The 21,907-nt window shown below is 72.3% G+C and carries 19 protein-coding genes; 10 read left to right on the plus strand and 9 right to left on the minus strand.

What is annotated here, in order from left to right:
- Nucleotides 1-14 precede the first annotated feature (14 nt).
- The 3 genes from LZ017_RS02685 to LZ017_RS02695 are packed head-to-tail and all read left to right on the plus strand — an operon-like array spanning nucleotide 15 to nucleotide 2,568.
- Nucleotides 15-1,130: a YeeE/YedE family protein gene (locus LZ017_RS02685; protein ID WP_241298489.1), complete on the plus strand. Its 1,116-nt coding sequence runs from the start codon at nucleotides 15-17 to the stop codon at nucleotides 1,128-1,130.
- Nucleotides 1,127-2,077 (plus strand): MBL fold metallo-hydrolase, encoded by a 951-nt coding sequence (locus LZ017_RS02690; protein WP_241298490.1) that lies wholly within the window; start codon nucleotides 1,127-1,129, stop codon nucleotides 2,075-2,077. The genes LZ017_RS02685 and LZ017_RS02690 overlap by 4 nt, the downstream gene beginning before the upstream one ends.
- Nucleotides 2,074-2,568, plus strand: a complete 495-nt coding sequence (locus tag LZ017_RS02695) for a hypothetical protein (protein ID WP_241298491.1) — start codon at nucleotides 2,074-2,076, stop codon at nucleotides 2,566-2,568. Before LZ017_RS02690 ends, LZ017_RS02695 begins: the two co-directional genes overlap by 4 nt.
- Nucleotides 2,569-2,581: 13 nt before the next feature.
- On the opposite strand, the gene LZ017_RS02700 is transcribed toward LZ017_RS02695, so the two are convergent.
- From LZ017_RS02700 to LZ017_RS02715, 4 genes are all read right to left on the minus strand, one after another.
- Entirely contained in the window at nucleotides 2,582-4,513 is a 1,932-nt protein-coding gene (locus LZ017_RS02700; RefSeq protein ID WP_241298492.1) for a radical SAM protein, read from the minus strand.
- Nucleotides 4,514-4,598: 85 nt separating this feature from the next.
- A complete protein-coding gene (locus tag LZ017_RS02705; RefSeq protein ID WP_374109870.1) occupies nucleotides 4,599-5,066 on the minus strand; it encodes an HU family DNA-binding protein in 468 nt (155 codons plus the stop codon).
- Nucleotides 5,067-5,646: 580 nt separating this feature from the next.
- The gene (locus LZ017_RS02710; protein WP_241298494.1) at nucleotides 5,647-6,228 is read right to left on the minus strand and encodes a LuxR C-terminal-related transcriptional regulator; all 582 of its coding nucleotides are present in this window, start codon (nucleotides 6,226-6,228) and stop codon (nucleotides 5,647-5,649) included.
- Nucleotides 6,225-6,641 carry a PaaI family thioesterase gene (locus LZ017_RS02715; RefSeq protein ID WP_241298495.1) on the minus strand — a complete coding sequence of 139 codons (417 nt, stop codon included), beginning with the start codon at nucleotides 6,639-6,641 and terminating at the stop codon, nucleotides 6,225-6,227. Before LZ017_RS02715 ends, LZ017_RS02710 begins: the two co-directional genes overlap by 4 nt.
- 157 nt (nucleotides 6,642-6,798) lie before the next feature.
- On the opposite strand from LZ017_RS02715, the gene LZ017_RS02720 reads away from it, so the two are divergent.
- From LZ017_RS02720 to LZ017_RS02740, 5 genes are all read left to right on the plus strand, one after another.
- Nucleotides 6,799-7,500, plus strand: a complete 702-nt coding sequence (locus tag LZ017_RS02720) for a CoA transferase subunit A (RefSeq protein ID WP_241298496.1) — start codon at nucleotides 6,799-6,801, stop codon at nucleotides 7,498-7,500.
- A gap of 33 nt (nucleotides 7,501-7,533) precedes the next feature.
- Nucleotides 7,534-8,172 carry a CoA transferase subunit B gene (locus LZ017_RS02725; RefSeq protein WP_241298497.1) on the plus strand — a complete coding sequence of 213 codons (639 nt, stop codon included), beginning with the start codon at nucleotides 7,534-7,536 and terminating at the stop codon, nucleotides 8,170-8,172.
- 188 nt (nucleotides 8,173-8,360) lie between these two features.
- Entirely contained in the window at nucleotides 8,361-10,031 is a 1,671-nt protein-coding gene (locus LZ017_RS02730; protein WP_241298498.1) for a DUF1800 family protein, read from the plus strand.
- 12 nt (nucleotides 10,032-10,043) lie between these two features.
- Nucleotides 10,044-11,432, plus strand: coding sequence for a DUF1501 domain-containing protein (locus LZ017_RS02735; RefSeq protein ID WP_241298499.1), 1,389 nt, complete (start codon nucleotides 10,044-10,046; stop codon nucleotides 11,430-11,432).
- A gap of 199 nt (nucleotides 11,433-11,631) precedes the next feature.
- Nucleotides 11,632-12,267 carry a helix-turn-helix transcriptional regulator gene (locus tag LZ017_RS02740; RefSeq protein ID WP_241298500.1) on the plus strand — a complete coding sequence of 212 codons (636 nt, stop codon included), beginning with the start codon at nucleotides 11,632-11,634 and terminating at the stop codon, nucleotides 12,265-12,267.
- Nucleotides 12,268-12,284: 17 nt separating this feature from the next.
- On the opposite strand, the gene LZ017_RS02745 is transcribed toward LZ017_RS02740, so the two are convergent.
- Both LZ017_RS02745 and LZ017_RS02750 read right to left on the minus strand, forming a co-directional pair.
- On the minus strand, nucleotides 12,285-12,788 hold the full coding sequence (locus LZ017_RS02745; RefSeq protein WP_241298501.1) for a disulfide bond formation protein B: 504 nt from the start codon (nucleotides 12,786-12,788) through the stop codon (nucleotides 12,285-12,287).
- A complete protein-coding gene (locus LZ017_RS02750) occupies nucleotides 12,788-13,267 on the minus strand; it encodes a RidA family protein (protein ID WP_241298711.1) in 480 nt (159 codons plus the stop codon). The genes LZ017_RS02745 and LZ017_RS02750 overlap by 1 nt, the downstream gene beginning before the upstream one ends.
- Nucleotides 13,268-13,501: 234 nt before the next feature.
- Here LZ017_RS02750 and LZ017_RS02755 point away from each other — a divergent pair, with 234 nt between their 5' ends.
- A complete protein-coding gene (locus LZ017_RS02755) occupies nucleotides 13,502-15,427 on the plus strand; it encodes a gamma-glutamyltransferase family protein (protein WP_374109871.1) in 1,926 nt (641 codons plus the stop codon).
- Nucleotides 15,428-15,850: 423 nt separating this feature from the next.
- Here LZ017_RS02755 and ubiM read toward each other — a convergent pair whose 3' ends face one another.
- Nucleotides 15,851-17,071, minus strand: a complete 1,221-nt coding sequence (gene ubiM, locus LZ017_RS02760; protein ID WP_241298502.1) for a 5-demethoxyubiquinol-8 5-hydroxylase UbiM — start codon at nucleotides 17,069-17,071, stop codon at nucleotides 15,851-15,853.
- Nucleotides 17,072-17,300: 229 nt separating this feature from the next.
- Between ubiM and LZ017_RS02765 the strand changes: the two genes are divergently transcribed.
- Complete coding sequence (locus LZ017_RS02765) at nucleotides 17,301-19,736, plus strand: DNA internalization-related competence protein ComEC/Rec2 (RefSeq protein ID WP_241298503.1); 2,436 nt, start codon at nucleotides 17,301-17,303, stop codon at nucleotides 19,734-19,736.
- Here the strand turns inward: LZ017_RS02765 and LZ017_RS02770 are convergent.
- Both LZ017_RS02770 and mltB read right to left on the minus strand, forming a co-directional pair.
- Nucleotides 19,661-20,587 carry an EamA family transporter gene (locus tag LZ017_RS02770; RefSeq protein WP_241298504.1) on the minus strand — a complete coding sequence of 309 codons (927 nt, stop codon included), beginning with the start codon at nucleotides 20,585-20,587 and terminating at the stop codon, nucleotides 19,661-19,663. The genes LZ017_RS02765 and LZ017_RS02770 overlap by 76 nt on opposite strands.
- Nucleotides 20,588-20,680: 93 nt before the next feature.
- On the minus strand, nucleotides 20,681-21,901 hold the full coding sequence (mltB, locus tag LZ017_RS02775; RefSeq protein WP_241298505.1) for a lytic murein transglycosylase B: 1,221 nt from the start codon (nucleotides 21,899-21,901) through the stop codon (nucleotides 20,681-20,683).
- Between the last annotated feature and the right edge of the window lie 6 nt (nucleotides 21,902-21,907).

Here is a 21,907-nt window from a genome sequence, read left to right on the forward strand (position 1 = left end):
AGGGTGCGTGAGCGATGGATGCATGGCTTGAACGGTTGGGGCAGGCGCAAAGCCTGGGCTGGGGCGGATTGCTGATCGGGCTGGTGTTCGGCTTCTTCGCCCAGCGCTCGCGCTTCTGCCTGCGCTCGGCGACCATCGAATTCTCGCGCGGGCTGCCGGGTGGCAAGCTGACCGTGTGGCTGTTCGCATTCTCCTTCGCCCTGCTGGTGACGCAGGGGCTGATCGCGCTGGGCTGGATGGATGTCGGCGCCGCGCGCCAGCTGGCCACGCGCGGCAGCCTCTCCGGTGCGCTGGTCGGCGGTGCGATGTTCGGCTGCGGCATGATCCTGGCGCGCGGCTGCTCCAGCCGCCTGCTGGTGCTGGCGGCGCAGGGCAATCTGCGCTCGGTGCTGTCGGGCCTGGTGTTCGCGGTCACCGCGCAGGCGGCCTGGAGCGGCGCGCTGGCGCCGCTGCGCGAACACATCGCCGGCTGGTGGACGGTGGAGGGTGGCCCCGCGCGCGACCTGCTCGCGATCAGCGGACTGGGACGGCCCGCGGCGCTGCTGATGGGCGCGCTGTGGCTGCTGGCGGCGATCCGCTGGGCGCGGCACCAGCGCGTCGGTGCCTGGGGCTGGGGCGGCGCCTCCATGGTGGGGCTCAGTGTGGCCGGCGCCTGGTGGTTCACCGCCTGGGTGGCCTCTTCAGCCTTCGACGCCCAGCCCGCGCCGGTGCAAAGCCTGAGCTTCACCGGCCCGTCGGCCGAGGTGCTGGTGCGCGTGCTCTTCGCGCCGGAGCGCGAGCCCAGCTTCGACTTCGGCCTGGTGCCGGGCGTGTTCCTGGGCTCCTTCCTCGCCGCCGCGCTGTTCCGCGAGCTGAAGCTCGAAGGCTTCAACGGCGGGCCGGCGATGCGCCGCTACCTGGTCGGCGCGATGCTGATGGGTTTCGGTGGCATGCTCGCGGGCGGCTGCGCGGTGGGCGCTGGCCTATCCGGCGCCGCCGTGTTCAATCTGACGGCCTGGATCACGCTGTGCGCGATGTGGGCCGCCGCCGCGCTGACCGACCGGCTGCTGGACCAGCGCGAGGCGCCGGTGGCCGCCACCGCCGCGCAGCCGCTGGACGAGGCGCTGCCGCAAACCACAACCAAGGGATGACGATGAATCGGATCAAGAGCGCGCTGACCGCACTGGCGCTGAGCACCGGACTGTGGGCGGCGCCCGGCGCGCAGGCGCAGAGCCTGAAGGCGCAGCAGGTCTCGCCCCATGCCTGGATGGTGCAGGGGCTGTCCGCGCTGGGCTCGCCGGCCAATCGCAATTTCATCTCCAACGCCAGCTTCGTCATCACCGGCGAGGGCGTGCTGGTGGTGGACGCGCTGGGCTCGCCGGCGCTGGCCGAGGAGCTGCTCGCCGAGATCCGCAAGCTCACCGACCAGCCGGTGCGCTGGGTGGTGCTGACCCACTATCACGCCGACCACATCTACGGGCTGCAGGCGCTGAAGGCCGCCGGCGCCACCGTGATCGCCCATGCCGGCGCGCGCGAGTACCTGAACTCCGAAACCGCCAGGCTGCGCCTGGAAGCCAGCCGCAGCGAACTGGCGCCGTGGATCGACGCCAGCACCCGGCTGGTCGACGCGGACCGTTGGATCAGCGGCCCGCTGGACCTGAAGGCGGGCGGGCTGACGCTGCAGATCCGCCCGGTGGGGCCGGCGCACACGCCCGAGGACCTGGTGGTCTATCTGCCGCAGGACAAGCTGCTGATCGCCGGCGACCTGGTGTTCCGCGGCCGCGTGCCCTTCGTCGGCCAGGCCGACAGCCGGCGCTGGGTGCAGGCGCTGGAGCAGCTGCTGCGCTTCGACGCCGAGGTCATCGTGCCGGGCCATGGCCCGCTGTCGCATGAGGCGCGCGCCGACCTGGAGCTGACGCGCGACTACCTGGTCTACCTGCGCGAGCGCATGGGCGAGGCGGCGCGCAACATGGAGCCTTTCGACGAGGCCTATGCGCGCACCGACTGGAGCCGCTTCGAGAAGCTGCCGCTGTTCGGCGTGGCCAACCGCATGAATGCCTACAACACCTATCTGCTGATGGAGCAGGAGTCGCGATGACGCTGCGTCGCCGCGAGGCCCTGCTGCTCGCCGCGGCGCTGCCGCTGGCCGCGCGTGCCGCGCCCGAGCGCGGCGAGCTGCCGGACTGGCCCGCCCAGCTCGCGCTCGCCGACGGCGGCACCCTCGAGCGCGCGGCGCTGCTGGCGCGGCCGCTGATCGCGGTCTGGTGGTCGCTGAGCTGCGTCTACTGCGAGCGCCACAACCCGCGCGTCGCGGCGCTGTGGGCGCGGCTGCAGCGGCTGCCGCAGCAGGCGGTGCCGCGCGTGCTGGGCTTTCCGGTGGATGGCACGCCGGCGCAGTGGCTCGCGCACCAGCGCGAGCGCGGCTGGGCCTTCCCTCAGGTGCAGGATGCGGCGGCGCTGCGCCAGCGCCTGGGCCTGCGCCGCGTGTTGCCGCTGACGCTGCAGGCCCGCGCGGGCGGGGCGCTGCAGATGCTGATTCCCGGCGAGATGGCCGACGAGGACGTGCAGGCGCTCTGGCCCGCGGCCTGAGCCGCGCCGCGATTCAGCGCGGTTCGGCCGCCGCCAGCGCCTTGGCGATGCGGTGGCGCGCCACCGTGGGCTTGGGCACGCGCACGTCGAACCAGCGGCGGATGTCCTGCTCCAGCGCGATGCCGTGCATGAAGTTGTAGATTGCCTTCTTGAGCGCCCGACCCATGGCGTCGTGGTCGGTGCCGGTGGGGTCGACGAAGCCCACGTCGTTCTTCGCGAAGCGCCCCGGCGGCAGCGGCAGCAGCCGCACGCCGTAGGCCTCCGGCTCGCGGCCCACCGGCGAGTGCACGGTGCAGGCGAAGCGGTGGAAAAAGCCGCTGTGGATGCAGCCGTTCTCGAACAGCTGGCGCACATACTCCAGCGCGTCCACCGTGTCCTGCACGGTCTGCGTGGGGAAGCCGTACATCAGGTAGGCGTGGACGAGCACGCCGGCGTCGGCGAAGGCGCGCGTCACGCGCGCCACCTGGTCCACCGAGACGCCTTTCTTCATCAGCTGCAGCAGCCGGTCCGAGGCCACCTCCAGCCCGCCGGAGATCGCGATGCAGCCGCTGTCGGCGAGCAGCCGGCACAGCTCGGGCGTGAAGGTCTTCTCGAAGCGCACATTGCCCCACCAGCTGATCGCGACGCCGCGCGCCAGCAGCTCCTGCGCCAGCGCCTTCAGCACCTTGGGCGGCGCGGCCTCGTCGACGAAGTGGAAGCCGGTCTGCCCGGTCTCGGCGACGATGGCCTCGATGCGGTCCACCAGGGTCTTGGCCGACGCGGCTTCGTAGCGCGAGATGTAGTCCAGCGAGATGTCGCAGAAGCTGCACTTCTTCCAGTAGCAGCCCTGGGCCACCGTGAGCTTGTTCCAGCGCCCGTCGCTCCACAGCCGATTCATCGGGTTGAGCATGTCCAGCAGCGACAGGTAGTCGCGCAGCGGCAGCCCGTCCCAGGTCGGCGCGCCGACGTCCTCGAAGGCCACGTCGGGTTCCGAGAAGTTGAGGTAGCGGACCTGGTCCTGGCCCTGCGCCTCATCGCGCTCGCGCACGAAGCAGCGCACCAGGCGCTGGCGCGAGCGGCTGCCGGCCAGGTGCTCCAGCAGCGCCAGCAGCGGGCGCTCGCCGGCGTCCAGCGTCACATAGTCCACGTAGTCGAACAGGCGCGGCTCGGCGAGCTCGCGCAGCTCGGTGTTGACAAAGCCACCGCCCAGCACGATGGGCAGCCGCGGGCGCAGCCGGCGTATCGTCTGCGCGATGCGCAGCGCGCCGTAAACCGCGCCGGGGAAGGGCACCGACAGCAGCACCACGCCGGGATCGTGCGCGGCCAGTGCCTGCTCGGTGAGTTCGGCCAACAGGCGGTCGACCAGGTTGGGCGGCGCCTGCAGCGCATCGTGCAGCGGGTCGAAATGGGGCTGCGCGGTGGCCAGCTGCTCGGCGTAGCGCACGAACTCGAAGCGCGGATCCACCGATTCGCGCAGCACGTCGGCCAGGTCGTTCAGGTACAGCGTGGCCAGGTGGCGCGCGCGGTCCTGCAGCCCCAGCGCGCCGAAGGCCCAGGCCAGCGGGTCCTCGCCGTCCTCGGCGACATAGCTGTCCAGCGACGCGAAGCGGGCGCCCTCGGGCAGGAAGCCGCGCGTGTTGATGCGGTGCGCCAGCGTGGGGTCACGGCCCTGCAGGAAGGTGATCGCCGGCGCGATGGTCGCGCGGTAGCGCTCGTAGCCGGCGACGAAGGCCGTCGAGGCCGGGCCGCGCCGAGCCGGGTCGATCGCCTGCACCACCTCGTGGATCTGCGCCAGGCCCTCGCGCGAGAACAGGCGCAGCACCAGGCCCAGCGCCAGGTCCTGCTGGCTGGCCTGCACGCCGCGCGTGCGCAGGAAGCCGGTCAGGTAGGCGGTGGAGGGGTAAGGCGTGTTCAGCTGCGTCATCGGCGGGATGAGCGACAGCACGCGGGGCAGGGCGGCGGACATGCGACAACTGTAGGAGCAAAAAAACAAACCCGGCCGGAGCCGGGTCTGCATCAGGACGCGAATCGGGCCCAAGGCCCGACGGACATCACTTCTTGGCGGCCTTCTTGGCGGGCTTGGCTTCGGCCTTGGCGCCGGCCTTGCGGGCAGCAGCCTTGGGATCCACGGCGGCCTTGAAGCCGGCGCCCGGGGTGAACTTCGGCAGCTTGGCCGCGGCGATCTTGATCTTCTCGCCGGTGCTGGGGTTCACGCCGGTGCGGGCGGCGCGGGCATGCTGCTTGAAGGAGCCGAAGCCGGGGATGGCCACGGTGCCACCCTTCTTCACCGTGGTGACCACGGCGTCCAGCAGGGTTTCGAGGATGCGGCCGGCTTCGGCCTTGGTCAGCTCGTGCTTGGAAGCCAGGTGTTCGATCAGTTCGGTCTTGTTCATTCGATGTGACTCTACAGAGGTTAGGCCCGGCGCGCTGCCGGACGGCGCGTATTGTGCGCGAGAAATGAGGCGGCTGGCTGCGGGGTTGCCCCGGGAGGGCCGATGACATCGCCGCTGCGGGCGGATGGCGGGCGGGAGGGCCGATCAATAGGGGGGTGTGGGGGTGTTTGGGCGGCGTAACTAAAGGTAGAGGGGGGTGTGGGGGCAAGACCTGGCCCTGGGGGTGGGTTGGTGTGGCTGCGGTTGATGGTTGTGCTCCGGCTCGGTTCCAGCGGGGTTCCGGCCGGGTTCCGGCCTGGCGGCCGGGTAACTTTCTTCTGGGGGCCCAGAAGAAAGTCACCAAAGAAGAGGGCCTGAATACGATTTGACCGAGGCCCGCGCTGAACACCGAGTCATGGCCCGACCACCACCCGGGCAACGCCACCACTCAGGCATCAAGTCGCTCGCCGAGTACGGCTCGACTCCACGCTGGGCCTCGTGCCTAGGCTCGCTGCCGGTGCTGGCGGCTCCATGCCGCGAGCATCGGCGCCCCCTGGGGGGCTGCCCAGCGGAACCGCTGGGCTTGGGGGGCAGGGCCGAGCGCCGGGCCGCCCCAAGCCGGCCCACTTGGCGATGCTGGCGGCTCAATGCCGGCGGCATCGCCGCCCCCATGGGGGGCCGGCCAGGGTACTCCCTGGACGAGGGGCCCCACTCCCAGAGGCGTATTTCAGGACACCAACAGCTTGTGCACCAGGTCCGGCGTGCTGGACGCGCCGTATTTGCGCATCAGCCGGGCGCGGTAGACATCGATGGTGCGCGGGCTGACGTTGAGGCGGCGGCCGATTTGTTTGCTGGTGAGGCCTTCGATCAGCAGCGCCGCGATTTCGCGTTCGCGCGCGGTGAGCTCGGCCTTGATCTGGCGGTGCGCGGAGAGATCCTCGAAGCTCCAGATGCCCGCGGCATGCGGCTGCGAGGGGTCCAGCGCACGGCCGGAGACATGGCACCAGAACAGCTCGCCAGCCCGCGCACCGGCGACGCGCTTCATCACGCGCTCGTCGGCATAGCGGCCGTTCTCGTCGAGCTGGGCGACGATGCGCTCGCCAGTGCGCTGGAATTCCGCCAGGCTGGGATAGAGCAGTTCGAAGCTGCGGCCGATCAGCTGCTCGCGCGTGGCACCGAAGATCTCCAGCAGCTGCCGGTTGCAGTCGCGGATCAGCCGGTTCTCCGAGATCACCAGCCCGATGGGCGCCAGTTCGAAGGCCCAGCGGTAGTCCAGCGGCGGACCGCCATCGGGAGGCGGGGCCGTCATAGCAGGGCGTAGGTCGTGGTCGCCTGCACCGCGAGACGGCCATCCTCGCCAAAGATGTCGATCTGCCCGAAGGCGAGGCTCTTGCCGCTGCGCAGCACCCGCGCGCGCACCTCGCAACGCGGGCCACCGACGGGACGCAGGAAGCTGGTGTTCAGCTGCACCGTGGTCATGGGCCGGAACTCGCCCAACTGCGCCATCATCGCCAGCACCATCGCGGTGTCGGCCGCGGCCATCGCGGCCTGGCCGCACATCACGCCCCCGACATGCACCAGCGCCGCATGCACCGGCATGGACAGGTCCACCTCGCCTGGCGCGGCGCGCAGGACCTGCAGGTCCAGCGCGACGATCCAGGGCGCGAAGATGCGGGGAATCTGGGCTTGCAGATCGGCGGCGGTGATCGTCGGCTGGCTCATGCGTGGACAAAGACAGGTCGGGACGCGATCGGGCGGCCGCCGCGCGGGGCGACCCCCGGGGGGCGGATGAAATCTTAGGCGATTTCGCGTAATCGACTACGTATCGCCTTAAGTAGTACGCTTCGGCCCGTTCGATTCCAAGCATGGAGACCAACGCATGAACAAGCTCTATCCCAGCGCGGCCGAAGCCTTGAAGGGCATCGTCGCGGACGGGCAGCTGATGGCCGTGGGCGGCTTCGGCCTGTGCGGCATCCCCGAGGCGCTGATCGCGGCGCTGCGCGATTCCGGGGTCCGCGACCTCACGGTGATCTCCAACAACGCGGGCGTGGACGGCTTCGGCCTGGGCCAGCTGCTGGAGACGCGGCAGATCAAGAAGATGATCTCCAGCTATGTGGGCGAGAACAAGGAGTTCGAGCGCCAGTACCTGGCCGGCGAGCTGGAGCTGGAGTTCACGCCGCAGGGCACGCTGGCCGAGAAGCTGCGCGCTGGCGGCGCCGGCATCCCGGCCTTCTTCACGCGCACCGGCGTGGGCACCATGGTCGCCGACGGCAAGGAGCTGCGCGAGTTCGACGGCCACACCTATGTGATGGAGCGTGCGCTGAACCCCGATGTCTCGCTGGTGAAGGCGCACATCGCGGACAAGAGCGGCAATCTGGTGTTCCGCCGCACCGCGCGCAACTTCAACCCGGCCGCGGCCATGGCCGGCAAGATCACCGTGGTCGAGGTGGAGCAAATCGTCGAGGTGGGCGAGCTGGATCCGGACGCCGTCCATCTGCCGGGCATCTATGTGCACCGCATCGTGCACAACCCGACCCCCGAGAAGCGCATCGAGAAGCGCACCACGCGCAGCGCCGCGTGAGCCGCGACGGCCCGAACGAATTAGGAGACTGACATGCCCTGGACCCAAGACCAGATGGCGGCGCGCGCCGCCCAGGAACTGCAAGATGGCTTCTACGTGAACCTCGGCATCGGCATCCCGACGCTGGTGGCCAACCATGTGCCGGCCGACATCGAGGTGTGGCTGCAGAGTGAGAACGGCATGCTGGGCATCGGCCCCTTCCCGACCGAGGACGAGGTGGACGCCGACCTGATCAACGCCGGCAAGCAGACCGTCACCACCATTCCCGGTTCGTCCATCTTCGGCAGCCACGACTCCTTCGCGATGATCCGCGGCGGCAAGATCAATCTGTCCATCCTCGGCGCGATGCAGGTGACCGACAAGGGTGATCTGGCCAACTGGATGATCCCCGGCAAGATGGTCAAGGGCATGGGCGGCGCGATGGACCTGGTGGCCGGCGTCAAGCGCGTGATCGTGCTGATGGAGCACGTGGCGAAGAAGAAGGATGGCAGCGAGGACCTGAAGATCCTGCCGCAGTGCACGCTGCCGCTGACCGGCCAGGGCGTGGTCAATCGCATCATCACCGACCTGGGCGTGATGGACGTGACCGAGCAGGGCCTGAAGCTGGTCGAACTGGCGCCTGGCGTGACGCGCGAGCAGATCCAGAGCAAGACCGGCGTGCCGCTCATCTGAACCCTGGGCAGGGCCGGTCGGGAGACCGGCCCGGCAGGCCGCGGCGGGGTGTGGCCCGCGGCCCTTGTCCAGTGCATTTTTCACGCCCCGGCCTGCTGTTGCCGCTCATTGCACCTTGATCGTTTCCGTCGCGGTTTCCGTCATGGACGGCCGCTACATTGCGCCCGATGCCATTGCTGGGGCCGATCATGAACGACGAGGCGTGCGCGCCCATTTCTCTCGAGTCCGAGTCGCTGCCGGGGGCCGCCGCGCTGCTGGCGCCGGCCTTGCTGCTGAGCGCCTGCGGCGGCGGAGGCGGCGGTTCGGAGGCGGGCGCTGGCCCGCTTCCGCCCGCCGCGGACACCAAGCCCAGCGAGGCGCAGGCCGCGCGCTTCCTGGCCCAGGCCGGCTTCGCGGCGAGCACGGCGGAGATCGCGCAGGTGCAGTCCCAGGGCTACGCCGGTTGGCTGGACGCGCAGTTCGCGCTGCCGCGCGGCCAGGGCCATGTGGACTGGATGCTGGCCAAGGGCTATGGCGCCGAGGTCTACAAGACCGGCTTCGCCGGCGTGGATGCGACGATCTGGCGCAAGCTGATCGGCGCCCCCGACGTGCTGCGCCAGCGCATGGTCCTGGCGCTGTCGCAGATCTTTGTGGTGTCGATGAACGGTCTGCCGGTCAACTGGTCGGGCATGGCCGTGGCCGGCTACCTGGACATCCTGGAGACGCATGCCTTCGGCAACTACCGCGCGCTGCTGGAGGCGGTGACGCTGTCGCCGGCCATGGGCATCTACCTGAACATGCGCGGCAACCGCAAGGAAGACCCGCGCACCGGGCGACTCCCCGACGAGAACTATGCGCGCGAGGTGATGCAGCTGTTCAGCATCGGCCTGGTCCAGCTCAACGCGGACGGCAGCCCGAGGATGCTCAACGGCCGGCCGCAGGAGACCTACACCCAGGCCGACATCAGTGCGCTGGCGCGCGTCTTCACCGGCTGGGACCTGGATGGCGCCAACGGCACCGACCCCAGCTTCATGAACAAGCCCATGGTGCACACGGCCAGCCGCTTTTCGGCCGGCGCGAAGAGCGTGCTGGGCGTCACCATTCCCGAAACGGCGGACGGACCGGCCGCGCTGAAGATGGCGCTGGACACGCTGGCCGCGCATCCCAACGTCGCCCCCTTCCTGGCACGCCAGCTGATCCAGCGCCTGGTCTGTTCCAACCCCAGCGCCGCCTATGTGCAGCGCGTCGCCGCGGTGTTCAACGACAACGGCCAGGGGCAGCGCGGCGACCTGAAGGCGGTGCTGCGCGCGCTATTGCTGGACCCCGAGGCGCGCAGCCCGTCGGCCGCGCCGGGCGGCGGCAAGCTGCGCGAGCCGGTGCTGCGTCTGGTGCAGTGGGCGCGCACCGTGGGCCTGAGCTCGCCGGGCGATCTCTGGGCGCTGGGCGACTGCAGCAACCCGGCGACGCGGCTGGGGCAAAGCCCGCTGCGCAGCCCTTCGGTGTTCAACTTCTATCGCCCTGGCTATGTGCCGCCCAGCGCCGAGCTGGGCGCCAATGGCGTGACGGCGCCGGAGTTCCAGCTCTGCAACGAGAGCACGGTGGCGGGCTACCTGAACTTCATGCAGACGCTGATCGGCGGCGGCATCGGCGACATGAAGCCGGACTACACGGCCGAGCTGGCGCTGGCCGACGATGCGCGCGCGCTGGTGCAGCGCCAGGCGCTGCTGCTGGGCGGCGGCGGCATCTCGGCGGCGACGCTGGACGCCGTGGTCGCGGCCGTGTCCAGCATCGCCGGCGGCAGCGATGCCGGCCGGCTCAACCGCGTGCGCGCCAGCTGGCTCTTGCTGCTGGCCTGTCCCGAATACCAGATCCAGAAGTGAGGGCCCTGCATCATGGCGCATATCTCCAAGCTGGCCGCGCTGCAGCGGCGCGAGTTCCTGCGCAGAGCCTCGGCGCTGTCGGTGGCCGGCGCGGCCGCGCCATGGGCGCTGCAGCTCGCGGCCATGGGCGAGGCGGCCGCGGCCACCGCGCCGGGCGACTACAAGGCCCTGGTCTGCGTGTTCCTGTACGGCGGCAATGACTACGGCAACACGCTGATTCCGTATGACGCCGCGAGCTACCAGGCCTATGCCAACATCCGCCAGCAGCTCGCGCTGGCGCGCAATGCGCTCGGTGCCACCGCGCTGATCCCGCAGATGGCGCTGCCCGATGGCCGGCAGATGGCGCTGGCGCCGACGCTGGCGCCGCTCAAGCCGGTGTTCGACGCCGGCCGGCTGGCCGTGATGCTCAACGTCGGCACGCTGGTGCAGCCCACCACGCTGGCGCAGTTCAAGGCCGGCAATGTGCCGCTGCCGCCCAAGCTGTTCTCGCACAACGACCAGCAGAGCGTCTGGCAGGCGTCCAACCCCGAAGGCGCGACCTCGGGCTGGGGCGGACGCATGGGCGATCAGTTCCTGGCCGGCAATGGCGGCACCACCTTCACCTGCATCAATGTGTCCGGCAATGCGGTCTTCATGTCCGGGCGCCAGGCGGTGCAGTACCAGATGTCCAGCAGCGGCGCGGTGGCGGTGAACGGCATCGCCAAGCCGCTGTTCGGTTCGCAAGCCTGTTCGGACGCGCTGCGCGGCCTCGTCACGGCGACGCGCAGCCACTGGATGGAGGCCGAACTGAACCGCGTCACCGCGCGTTCGATCACGGCCCAGTCCACCGTCAACGGCGCGCTGGCGGCCTTGCCGCCGCTGCAGACCGCCTTTGACGCGAGCAGCTCGCTGTCCCAGCAGCTGCGCCTGGTGGCGCGGCTGATCGCGGCGCGCGGCTCGCTGGGCGTGTCGCGCCAGGTCTTCTTCGTGTCCATCGGCGGCTTCGACCTGCACGACCTGCTGATGACCCAGCATCCGGTGCTGCTGGGCCAGGTCGGCGGCGCGCTGGCGAGCTTCGACGCGGCGATGCAGGAGCTGGGCGTGGCGCAGCAGGTGACGACCTTCACGGCCTCGGACTTCGGCCGCACGCTCAGCTCCAACGGCGACGGCTCGGACCATGGCTGGGGCTCGCACCATTTCGTGATGGGCGGCGCGGTGCGCGGCGGCCGCTTCTATGGCCAGCTGCCATCCGTCAGCATCAACGGGCCCGACGACGTCGGCCAGGGCCGATTGCTGCCCACCACCGCGGTCGACCAACTGGCCGCCACGCTGGCGCGCTGGATGGGCGTGCCGGGCTCGGCGCTGTCCACGGTGCTGCCGGGCCTGGCGAACTTCAGCCAACAGGATCTGGGCTTGTTCTGATGCCTCCGGCGTCCCCGGGGACGCCACTTCTGCAGAGGACTTGAGGCCCCGACAAGGGACGCCTGGCGCGGTCGCCCGCGCCTGGGCGGCGTGAGCCCTTCCTACCATGGACGCCAGCCTGCCCGCGGCTATCGGGCGGGCCCACAACAAGGGATGAGGCGGGGCCTGGCCCGAGCCCACGTCCCGCAGGGAGTCCACCATGGAAGCAACACCCAGTCCGGACCGCCACGGTGCCATGCGCCACGTCTTTCAGATGGCGCCCAGTTGGTGGCAAGCGGTGATGAACGAGATCGACCTCGGGCTCTGCGTGGTCGGGCGCGCGCTGCAGGTGGTCTTCGCCAACGAGGTGGCGCGCGCCGTGCTCGCGTCGCGGGCGCTCGGCGAAGGGCGGTTGAACCTGCCCGACCGCGGCGACCAGCTGAGGCTGGAGCAGGCGCTCTACGAGGCGCGCCATCGTGGCCTGCGCCGCCTGCTGGTGCTCAACGGCCACAGCGGGCGCCTGCCGGTGTCGGTGCTGCCGCTGCCGGCGACCGAGGGCGCGGAGCTCGCGCTGCTGCTGATCGGCAAGCGCCAGCTGTGCGGCGCGCTGCCCATGCAGGCCTTTGCGCGCGAATACCAGCTGACCGGGGCCGAGCAACAGGTGCTGGTGGCGCTGTGCGACGGTGACGCGCCGCAGGCCATCGCGACGCGGCACGGCGTGGCGATCTCGACGGTGCGCACCCAGATCGCCAGCATCCGCGCCAAGACCTCCACCGACAGCATCCGCGAGCTGGTGGCGCTGATCGCGCAGCTGCCGCCCTTGCAGAGCGTGCTGCGCGTCGCGGACGGGGCCTGAGCGGGCGCGGCCCGCGCTCAGCCGCGGCGCCAGGCCAGGATGGCCAGCAGCCCCATGAGCGCGAAGCTCAGCGCGCTCCAGATCTCGTAGGGCAGGCCCAGCAGCGTGTAGGCGGTGGCCTCGCTGCAGGACGCGGTGACCATGAACATCGAAGGCCAGCGCGCTTCCAGGTCCAGCGCGATCAGGATGCGGTCGGCCAGCGTCATGTCGCAGGACGCGAGCTTGGACGCGACTTCGTGCTGGTAATAGGCCGCCGCCAGGCCGGCGCCGGCCAGCGCCAGGCTCAGCAGCGAGGCGCCGCGGCGCAGCACGCGCCAGCGGCCCAGCAGCCAGCCCAGGCCGGCGGCCAGCGCCAGCAGCAGGAAGACCCCGCGCTGCATCACGCACCAGGGGCAGGGCTTGACGCCGAACGCATGCTGGGCGACGAGCGCGGCGCCCACCGCGGCCAGGCTGCCCAGCGCGATCAGTCCCAGCAGCGGCGAAGACGAGGGGCGCGCGCGGGCGGACAGCGTGACCGGCATCAGTCCTGCACCTCGGCGATCAGGTCGATCTCCACGCAGGCGCCCATGGGCACCTGGGCGACGCCGAAGGCGCTGCGCGCATGCGCGCCGACGGTGGAGCCGAAGACCTGCACCATCAGCTCCGAGCAGCCATTGGTGACCAGGTGCTGTTCGGTGAAGTCGGGCGTGCTGTTGACCAGGCTCATCAGCTTGACCACGCGGCGGATCTTGTTCAGATCGCCCACGGCGGCATGCAGCGTGCCCAGCAGGTCGATGCCGATCGCGCGCGCGGCGGCCTGGCCGGTGGCGGTGTCCACCTCCTTGCCCAGCTGGCCCACCCAGGGCTTGCCGTCCTTCTTGGCGATGTGGCCGGACAGGAAGATCTGGTTGCCGCTGCGCACGAAGGGCACATAGGCGGCGACCGGCGCGGCCACCGGGGGCAGGGTGATGCCCAGCTCGTTCAGGCGGGCGTAGACGTCTTGGCTGGCTGCAGTGCTCATGGCGATGAGGGGCGCGGTGCGCAGGAAAAGAAGGCTGGGCATCCTACACCCTGGTCGCGGCAATCCCTTTCGTCGCCGGCGGCGGGCAGGGGCGGCCTACACTGGGCCGCAGTGCCGCTGCCGCGTTTCGCATCGCTCCTGTCCATGCTTGTGCTTGCTGGGCTCCCATGGCGTCGCCCCGGCGCGCTTCTTCGCCCCGTGCGCCTGTTGCGGCCGCTGCTGCTGGGCGGGCTGATGTCTGGGCTGATGTTTGCGCTGGTGGCCTGCACGGGCGCACCGCCCGCCCTGGAGCTGCCCCCGGCGCCCGAGGCCGCCAGCGGCTGGACCGACAAGCCCGGCTGGCCGCTGCGCCACGGGGGCGTCGCGGCCGCGCATCCGCTCGCGGTGCAGGCCGGCGTGCGCCTGCTGCGCGAAGGCGGCAATGCGCTGGATGCCGCGATCGCGGCGCAGCTGATGCTGGGCCTGGTGGAGCCGCAGAGCAGCGGCATCGGCGGCGGCGCCTTTCTGCTCAGCTGGGATGGCCGGCAACTGCATGCCTTCGACGGCCGCGAGACCGCGCCGGCCGAGGCCGACGAGGCGCAGTTCCTCAAGCCCGACGGCCGCCCCATGGCCCTGTCCGAGGCGGTGGATGGCGGTCACAGCGTGGGCACGCCGGGCCTGCTGCGCATGCTGGAGCAGGCCCATCGCCGCGACGGCCGGCTGCCCTGGGCGCAGCTGTTCCAGCCAGCGATCGAGGCCGCCGAGCAGGGCGTGCCGGTGGGGGCGCGGCTGCATCGCCTGCTGCAGGACGACCCGCTGCTGCGCGGCGACGCGCTGGCGCGCGCGCATTTCTACGATGCGCGGGGTCAGGCCTTTCCCGAAGGCACGCGGCTGCGCAACCCCGCCTATGCCCAGGTGCTGCGCCGTGTCGCCCGCGAAGGCAGCGAGGCCTTCTATGGTGGCGAGGTGGCGCGCGACATCGTGCGGCGTGTGCGTTCGCATGCGCGCCATCCCGGCCGCCTGAGCCTGGCCGACCTGGCCGGCTATCGGCCGGTGGAGCGCGCGCCGCTGTGCACCGACTGGCGCGGCGAGACGGCGCGGCCCTGGCGCGTCTGCGGCATGCCGCCGCCATCGTCGGGCCATCTGACGCTGATGCAGATCCTTGGCATGCTGCCGGCGACGCGCGCGGCCGACGCGCTGGACGCCGGCGTGCCCGGTCCCGACTGGCTGCACCGCTACACCGAGGCGGCGCGCCTGGCCTATGCCGACCGTGCGCAATACATCGCCGACCCGGCCTTCGTCGCTGCGCCCGGCGGCGACTGGCTCCACCTGCTGCGGCCGGACTATCTGCGTGCCCGCGCGGCGCTGATCGGCGCGCGCAGCATGGGGCGTGCCGAGGCCGGCGATCCCGGTGCGCTGCCGCGGCCTCAAGCGGCCCAGCCCGAGCAGGCCGAGCATGGCACCAGCCATCTCAGCGTGGTCGATGCCCAGGGCCGCGCGGTGGCCTTGACCACCACCATCGAGGCCCAGTTCGGCGCCCGGGTGATGAGCGATGGCGGCAGCGGCCTGCCCGGTGGCTTTCTGCTCAACAACCAGCTGACCGACTTCTCGCTGGTGCCGCGCGATGCGCGCGGCCGGCCCGTGGCCAACCGGCTGCAGCCGGGCAAGCGGCCGCGTTCCAGCATGGCACCGACGCTGGTGTTCGACGCGCGCGATGGCCGCCTGCTGATGACGGTGGGCTCGCCGGGCGGCCAGGCCATCATCCACTTCGTCGCCAAGGCCCTGGTCGCCACCCACGACTGGGAGCTGGACCTGCAGAGAGCCTTTGCGCTGCCCAACGTGGCCAGCTTCAACGGCCCCACGGTGCTGGAGTCGGGACGCTTCCCAGCCGCCACGCGCATGGCCCTGCGGGCGCGCGGCCACGAATTGATCGACACCGAACTGACCAGCGGCCTGCACGGCCTGGCCCGCAGCGACGACGGCTGGTTCGGCGCGGCCGATCCGCGGCGTGAAGGCTGGGTGGGAGGGCCCCCCGACCCGCGGGTACGCGGGTCGGCCCCCCGAGGGGGCGGCGAGGCTGCCGGCATTGAGCCGCCAGCCTCGCCAAGTGGGCCGGCTTGGGGCGGCCCGGCGCTCGGCCCTGCCCCCCAAGCCCAGCGGTTCCGCTGGGCAGCCCCCTGAGGGGGCGGCGATGCTGCCGGCATTGAGCCGCCAGCCTCGCCAAGTGGGCCGGCTTGGGGCGGCCCGGCGCTCGGCCCTGCTCCCCCAAGCCCAGCGGTTCCGCTGGGCAGCCCCCCAGGGGGCGCCGATGCTCGCGGCATGGAGCCGCCAGCACCGGCAGCGAGCCTAGGCACGAGGCCCAGCGTGGAGTCGAGCCGTACTCGGCGAGCGACTTGATGCCTGAGTGGTGGCGTTGCCCGGGTGGTGGTCGGGCCATGACGCGGTGTTCAGCGCGGGCCTCGGTCAAATCGACTTCAAGGCCCTCTTCTTTGGTGACTTTCTTCTGGGCCCCCAGAAGAAAGTTACCCGGCCGTCAGGCCGGAACCCGGCCGGAACCCGGCCGGAACCCGGCCGGAGCCCCGCCACCCAACCACCAACCAAGCCTCAATGCACCACCAAGCTCCTCAACTGCCTCAACAACGACGCCCCCGGCCCCCCGCGGCCGGTCAGCTGCGCGCTGATCAGCGCCCGCAGCGGCGGCAGCCGTGACGCGCCTTGCAGCACGCCCTGGCGCAGCGCGCGGGCCAGCGGCCGTTCGTCGGTGAACAGGCGCACGACCGCATTGGTGCCCAGGTAGATGGTGCGCGTGGCGCGCCGGTGGATCTGGTCGTATTGCTGCAGCGGCCCGGGCGCGCCGGGGTCCGCCTGCGCGTCGCGCTGGCGTGCCGCGCCCAGGGCCTGGGCCAGCACCTGCACGCCATAGAGGCCGAAGTTGTAGCCATGCGCGGTGACCGGGTGCATGCCCACCGCCGCATCGCCGATCAGCGCCAGGCGCTGGGCGCTGAAGCGGTGCGCATAGGTCGCGACCAGCGGGTAGTGGTGGCGCGGGCCGGCGAGTTCGAGCTGGCCCAGCCGGCCCTGGCTGTGTTGCTGCACCCAGGCCAGGAAGGCGTCGTCGCTGTCCGCCAGGCGCTGCTGGGCCTGGTCGGCATCCAGCGTCAGCACCAGCGAGCTCATGCCCTCGGCCAGCGGCAGCCAGGCCATGGTGTGGCCGTGATGGAAGCACTCCAGCGCCACATGCTGATGGGGCACCTGGTGGCGCATGCGGCACAGGATCACGCTGCGTCCGAAGTCCAGCATCTCGGCGCCGATGCCCGCGAGCCGGCGCGTCGCCGAGAAGCGGCTGTCGGCGGCGATCACGAGGGCCGCGCGCAGGCGTTCGCCGCCCTCCAGCAGCACCTCGGCGGCATCCGCCCCCAGCGTCAGGCCCTGCACCCGCGTGCCGCAGCGCAGGCGCACGCGCTGCGCGCGGCGCTGCACGCCCTGGTACGCGATGCGGCGCAACGCATGGTTGGGCACCAGCTGGCCCAGGTGGTCCGTGCCCTCGGGTTCGAAGCCCAGGCTGTGGGTGTCCTGGCCGTTGAACACGCGCGCCGCTTTCAGCGGCCAGACTTCGTCGGGGGCCAGGTCTTGCCAGGCCCCCAGGGCCTGCAGCTGGCCCACGCCGCGGTGGGTCAGCGCAATCTCGCGGCCGTCTTCCGCGGGGGCGGCGATCTGTGCTTCGGGCGCCTGCTCCAGCACCAGGCAGTCCAGCCCCAGGTCGGCCAGCGCCGCGGCCATGCTCAGGCCGGCGGGGCCGGCGCCAATGATCAACACGTCTTGCATAGGGGCAAGGCTAGCGGGCTTCAGGCCCGGCGGCCTTGACCCAGCGCAGGCCCGGTGAAGCCCGGCCCGTCCGCCGCCTTGAGGTTGCCACCGCCGTGGGGCCGTCTAGCGTCGGAGGCCGGACCAGCAGGTGGAGCAGACGGTGGGGGAGGCCGGGACGACGGACGGGCGGGCGGCGCCGGGGCGGTGCCATGGGCCGGGAGCGGCGGCACCGCCGCTGGCGGGCTTGTTGTTGCTCCTGATCGGCTGGCTGGCCGGCCATGCGTGGCTGCAGGGGCAGGCGACGTTGCCGACGCCGCGGCAGAGCCTGACTGGCGCTGGCGTGGCGCTGCTGCTGGTCGCGCTGGCGCTCGGGTGGTGGCGCTGGCGACGAAGCCGAGCGGCTACCCGGGTCGCATGGACGGCCCTGGTGCTGGCCGCGGCGCTGCTGGGGGGCGCCAATGCGGGCTGGCGCGCCGTGCAGCGCATGGACGACCAGCTCGCGCCGCACTGGCAGGGGCAGACGCTGGCGCTGCAGGGGCGCATCGCCGAGCTGCCGCAGCCCCTGGCCGGCATGGGCGGCGACAGCGGCTGGCGCCTGGTGCTGGCGGTGGAGCAGGCCCGATCCCCGGGGCTGGCCGAACCGCCGCGCCTGCCACCCCGCTTGCTGCTGAGCTGCTTCCACCTGCCCGAGGCGCCGCATGCCGACGAGCGCTGGGCGCTGACGGCGCGCCTGCGGCCCGCGCACGCGCTGCTCAATCCCCACGGGCCCGACGGCCGGCTGTGGATGCTGGAGCAGGAACTGGGCGGCGCCGGGGCCTGCACGGCGCAGCCCGCGCCGCGGCGGCTCGCGCCGGCCTCGGCCTGGCGTCTGCAGGGCTGGCGCGATGCGCTGCGCGAGCGCATCCAGCGTCGGCTGCAGGACCGGCCGCGCGAGGCCTCGGTGCTGGTGGCGCTGAGCCTGGGCGATCAGTCGGCGCTGGCGGCGCGCGACTGGGCCCTGCTGCGCGACACCGGCGTGGCCCATCTGTTCAGCGTCAGCGGGCTGCACATCACGATGCTGGCCTGGCTGGCCGCCCGCGCGGGCCGCTGGGCCTGGAGCCGCGGCGCGCGCCTGAGCCTCGCGGTGGCGGCGCCGCGGGCCGGCACGGCATTGGGGCTGGCGACGGCACTGCTGTACACGCTCTTCTCGGGCTGGGGCGTGCCGGCCCAGCGCACGCTGTGGATGCTGGTGGCGCTGGCGCTGCTGCAGCGGCTGGGCCTGCGCTGGCCCTGGGCGCTGCAGCTGCTCGCGGTGGCGGCGCTGGTCGTGGGCCTGGACCCCTGGGCGCTGTTGCAGCCGGGGTTCTGGTTGTCCTTTTGTGCCGTCGGGCTGTTGATGGCCGGCGCGCCGCCATCCCCGCAGAGCGGCGCCGCGCCGGGCTGGCGCCAGCGCCTGCGCGGCGCGCTGCGCGAGCAGCTCTCGATCACGCTGGGCCTGGCGCCGCTGACCCTGCTGCTGTTCCGCCAGCTCTCGCTGGTGGGGCTGGCGGCCAACGCGCTGGCGATCCCGCTGGTGTCCTGGGCGGTGACGCCACTGGCTTTGCTGGGCGCGCTGTGTCCGCCGCTGTGGGAGCCGGCGGCCTGGCTGGTGCGAGGCCTGTGGGTCGTGCTGGAGGGCTTGCAGGGCCTGCCGCTGGCGGTCTGGTGGGTGCCTGTCGCGCCGCAGTGGGCGCAGCTGCTGGCGCTGGCGGGCGCGGCGCTGGTCGCCCTGGCCTTGCCCTGGCGGCTGCGTCTGGCGGGGCTGGCCTGCATGCTGCCCATGCTGGCGCCGCTGCCGCAGCGTCCGCCGCCCGGGGTGCTGGAGCTGCTCGCGCTGGACATCGGCCAGGGCAATGCGGTGCTGCTGCTCACGCACGGCCATGCGCTGCTCTACGACACCGGCCCGCGCTGGGGTCCGGACCTGGACGCCGGTGCGCGTGTCATCCTGCCCGTGCTGCGCGCGCTGGGCGTGCCGGCGCTGGACCTGCTGATCGTCAGCCATGCGGACCAGGACCACAGCGGCGGGGCGGCCTCGGTGCTGGCCGGGCTGCCGGTGCGCGCGCGGCTGGGCGCGCTGCGCGGCGCGCCGCCCTGCGAGCGCGGGCAGGCCTGGCGCTGGGACGGCGTGGACTTCGAGCTGCTGCATCCGGTGCCGGAGCCGCCAGCGGCCGCGTCGGCCACCTCGCCGCGGCCGCGCGCCAATGCCCGCTCCTGCGTGCTGCGGGTCAGCGCCCAGGGCCGGCGCGTGCTGCTCACCGCTGACATCGAGGCCGCGCAGGAAGCCCAGCTGGTGGCGCGCGAGGGCGCCCAGGGGCTGCGCGCCGAGCTGCTGATGGTGCCCCACCACGGCAGCAAGACCTCATCCAGCGACGCGCTGCTGGACGCTGTGGCGCCGCGCCTGGGGCTGGTCCAGTCGGGCTTTCAGAACCGCTTTGGCCACCCCGCGCTGGCCGTGGTGCAGCGCTATGCGGCGCGCGGCATCGTGCTCGTCAACACGGCCGACTGCGGCGCGTGGCGGTGGCGCAGCGACGGGCCCGCGGCCGAGGTCCTCGTGCCCGCGGCGGACTGCGAGCGCCTGCGCCGCGGACGCTACTGGCTGGCTGACCCGCCGCGCGGGCCCGGGGACGGCGACGCGGCCGGTCCACCGCTGCCGCCGCTCCACTGAACCGCCAGCACGCTGCCCAGCACCAGGCCCATGCCCAGCAGGGCCGTCGGACCCAGACGCTGGCCCAGCAGCCACCAGCCCAGCACGACCGCGGTCAGCGGGCTCAGCAGGCCCAGCGAGGACACCGCCACCGTGGGCAGCCGGGCCAGGCCGCGAAACCACAGCGCATAGGCCAGCACCGCACCGACCAGGGCCAGGTAGGCATAGCCGGCGATGGCGGAGGCCGCCAGGGGCGGCAGCGGCGGGTCCAGGAGCCAGGCCAGCGGCAGCTGCATCAGCCCGCCCACCAGCAGCTGCCAGCCGGTGAAGGCCAGCAGCGGCACCTGGGTGCGCCAGCGCCGCGCGAGAAAGGTGCCGGCCGCCATGCAGACCGCGCCCGCCAGCGCCGCGGCCACGCCCAGCAGGTCCCACGAGGATTGCGGCGACAGCAGCAGCAGCGCCATGCCGCCCACGCCCACCAGCGCGGCCGGTATCGCCAGCCGCGCCGGCGCCTGGCGTTCGACCGCCCAGGCCAGGGCCATCACCAGCAGCGGCTGGATCGAGCCCACGACCGCGGCCACGCCGCCCGGCAGGCGGTAGGCGGCGATGAACAGCAGGGCCTGGAAGATGCCGATGTTCAGCGCCCCCAGCACCAGCGTGCGCCCCCATTCGCCGCGCCGCGGCAGCCGGCGCGCGGCCAGGCTCAGCAGCAGCCCGGCTGGCAGCGCGCGCAGCAGCGCGGCGGTGAAGGGGCGGTCCGGCGGCAGCCATTCGGTGGTCACCAGGTAGGTGCTGCCCCAGACCACCGGCGCCAGCGCGGTCCAGAGGGTGTCGCGCAGAACCTGGGCGCGCGGGACGAGGGTCGGGCTCATGAAGTATCTTGATGTCGAGATACTTCCAGTATGCCCTGGGCATCCCGGCATCGGTACCCAGAGGGTCTTGCGCCGCCGGGGCGGGCGCGCGCCTCAGCGGGGAGACGAGGCCGGCGCCGGGGATTCCGGCGGGGCCGAGGCGGGAGCCGCCGCGGCCCCGGGGCGCGCCGCATCGCCGCGCCACTGCGCCAGCGTGCGCCCCAGCTCGATCACCGCCATCGCGTAGTAGCTGGACTGGTTGTAGCGCGTGATCGCGTAGAAGTTCTGCGTGCCGGCCACGTAGACCGGCGCGGCATCGCCCATCTGCAGTTCGATCAGCGCCAGGGGGCCAGTGTGGGCGCGGCCGGCCTCGTCCAGGCGGGCGCCGGCGGCTTCCAGCTCGGCGGCGCTGAAGCTGGGCAGGATGTCCGGGCCCATCAGCCGGGCACGCTCGCGCGTGTCCACCGGGGCCTGCACGGCGAAGTCGGTCGGCAGGCCGCGCTGCCAGCCGTGCTGGGCGAGATAGTGGGCGACCGAGCCGATCGCGTCGACCGGGCTGTTGATCAGGTCCACCTTGCCGTCGCCGTCGAAGTCCACCGCATGGCGGTTCCAGCTGCCGGGCATGAACTGGCCCCAGCCCAGCGCGCCGGCATAGGAACCTTTCAGCGTCAGCGGGTCCAGCCCTTCGCGGCGCGTGAGCGCGAGGAACTCGGCCAGCTCCTCGCGGAAGAAGGGGCTGCGGTCGCGCCGCCCGCTGGGGAAGTCGAAGGCCAGCGTGGCCAGCGCGTCCAGCACGCGGAAGCCGCCCATGATGCGGCCATAGAAGGTCTCGACGCCGATGACGCCGGCGACGATGTGCGCCGGCACGCCGTATTGCGCCTCGGCGCGCGCCAGCGCCGCCTCGTGTTCGGACCAGAAGGCCAGCCCCGCCTGCAGCCGGCGCGGCTCGACGAAGCGGGCGCGGTAGGCGCCCCAGTCCTTCGCCGTGCCAGCGGGCGGCGGCATCATCAGCTTCTGCACCTGCGGCAGCAGTCGGGCCTGCGCGAGCAGCTCGCGCAGCGGCGCGGCCTCCCAGCCGCGCGCGGCGGCCAGCTCGTCGGCGAAGCGCATCAGGTCGGCGCGTTCGCCATAGGCTTGCGCGGCCGGGGCGGGCTGCGCCTGGTGCCGGGTCTTGACCAGCGCCGCGCGCGTGGTGGATGCGCCGGACTTGCCGGGCTTGCGCGCGGCGGCGTCGGCCGTGGCGGTCCATGCCAGCCCCAGCGCCAGGGTCAGCGTGAATGCCGCCAGGCGGGGGAGGGCGCGCGCGGGGCGCGATGGGAACAGGGTGTCGGTCATGGGCAG

Source organism: Pelomonas sp. CA6, from assembly GCF_022549225.1.
GTDB lineage: Bacteria > Pseudomonadota > Gammaproteobacteria > Burkholderiales > Burkholderiaceae_C > Roseateles.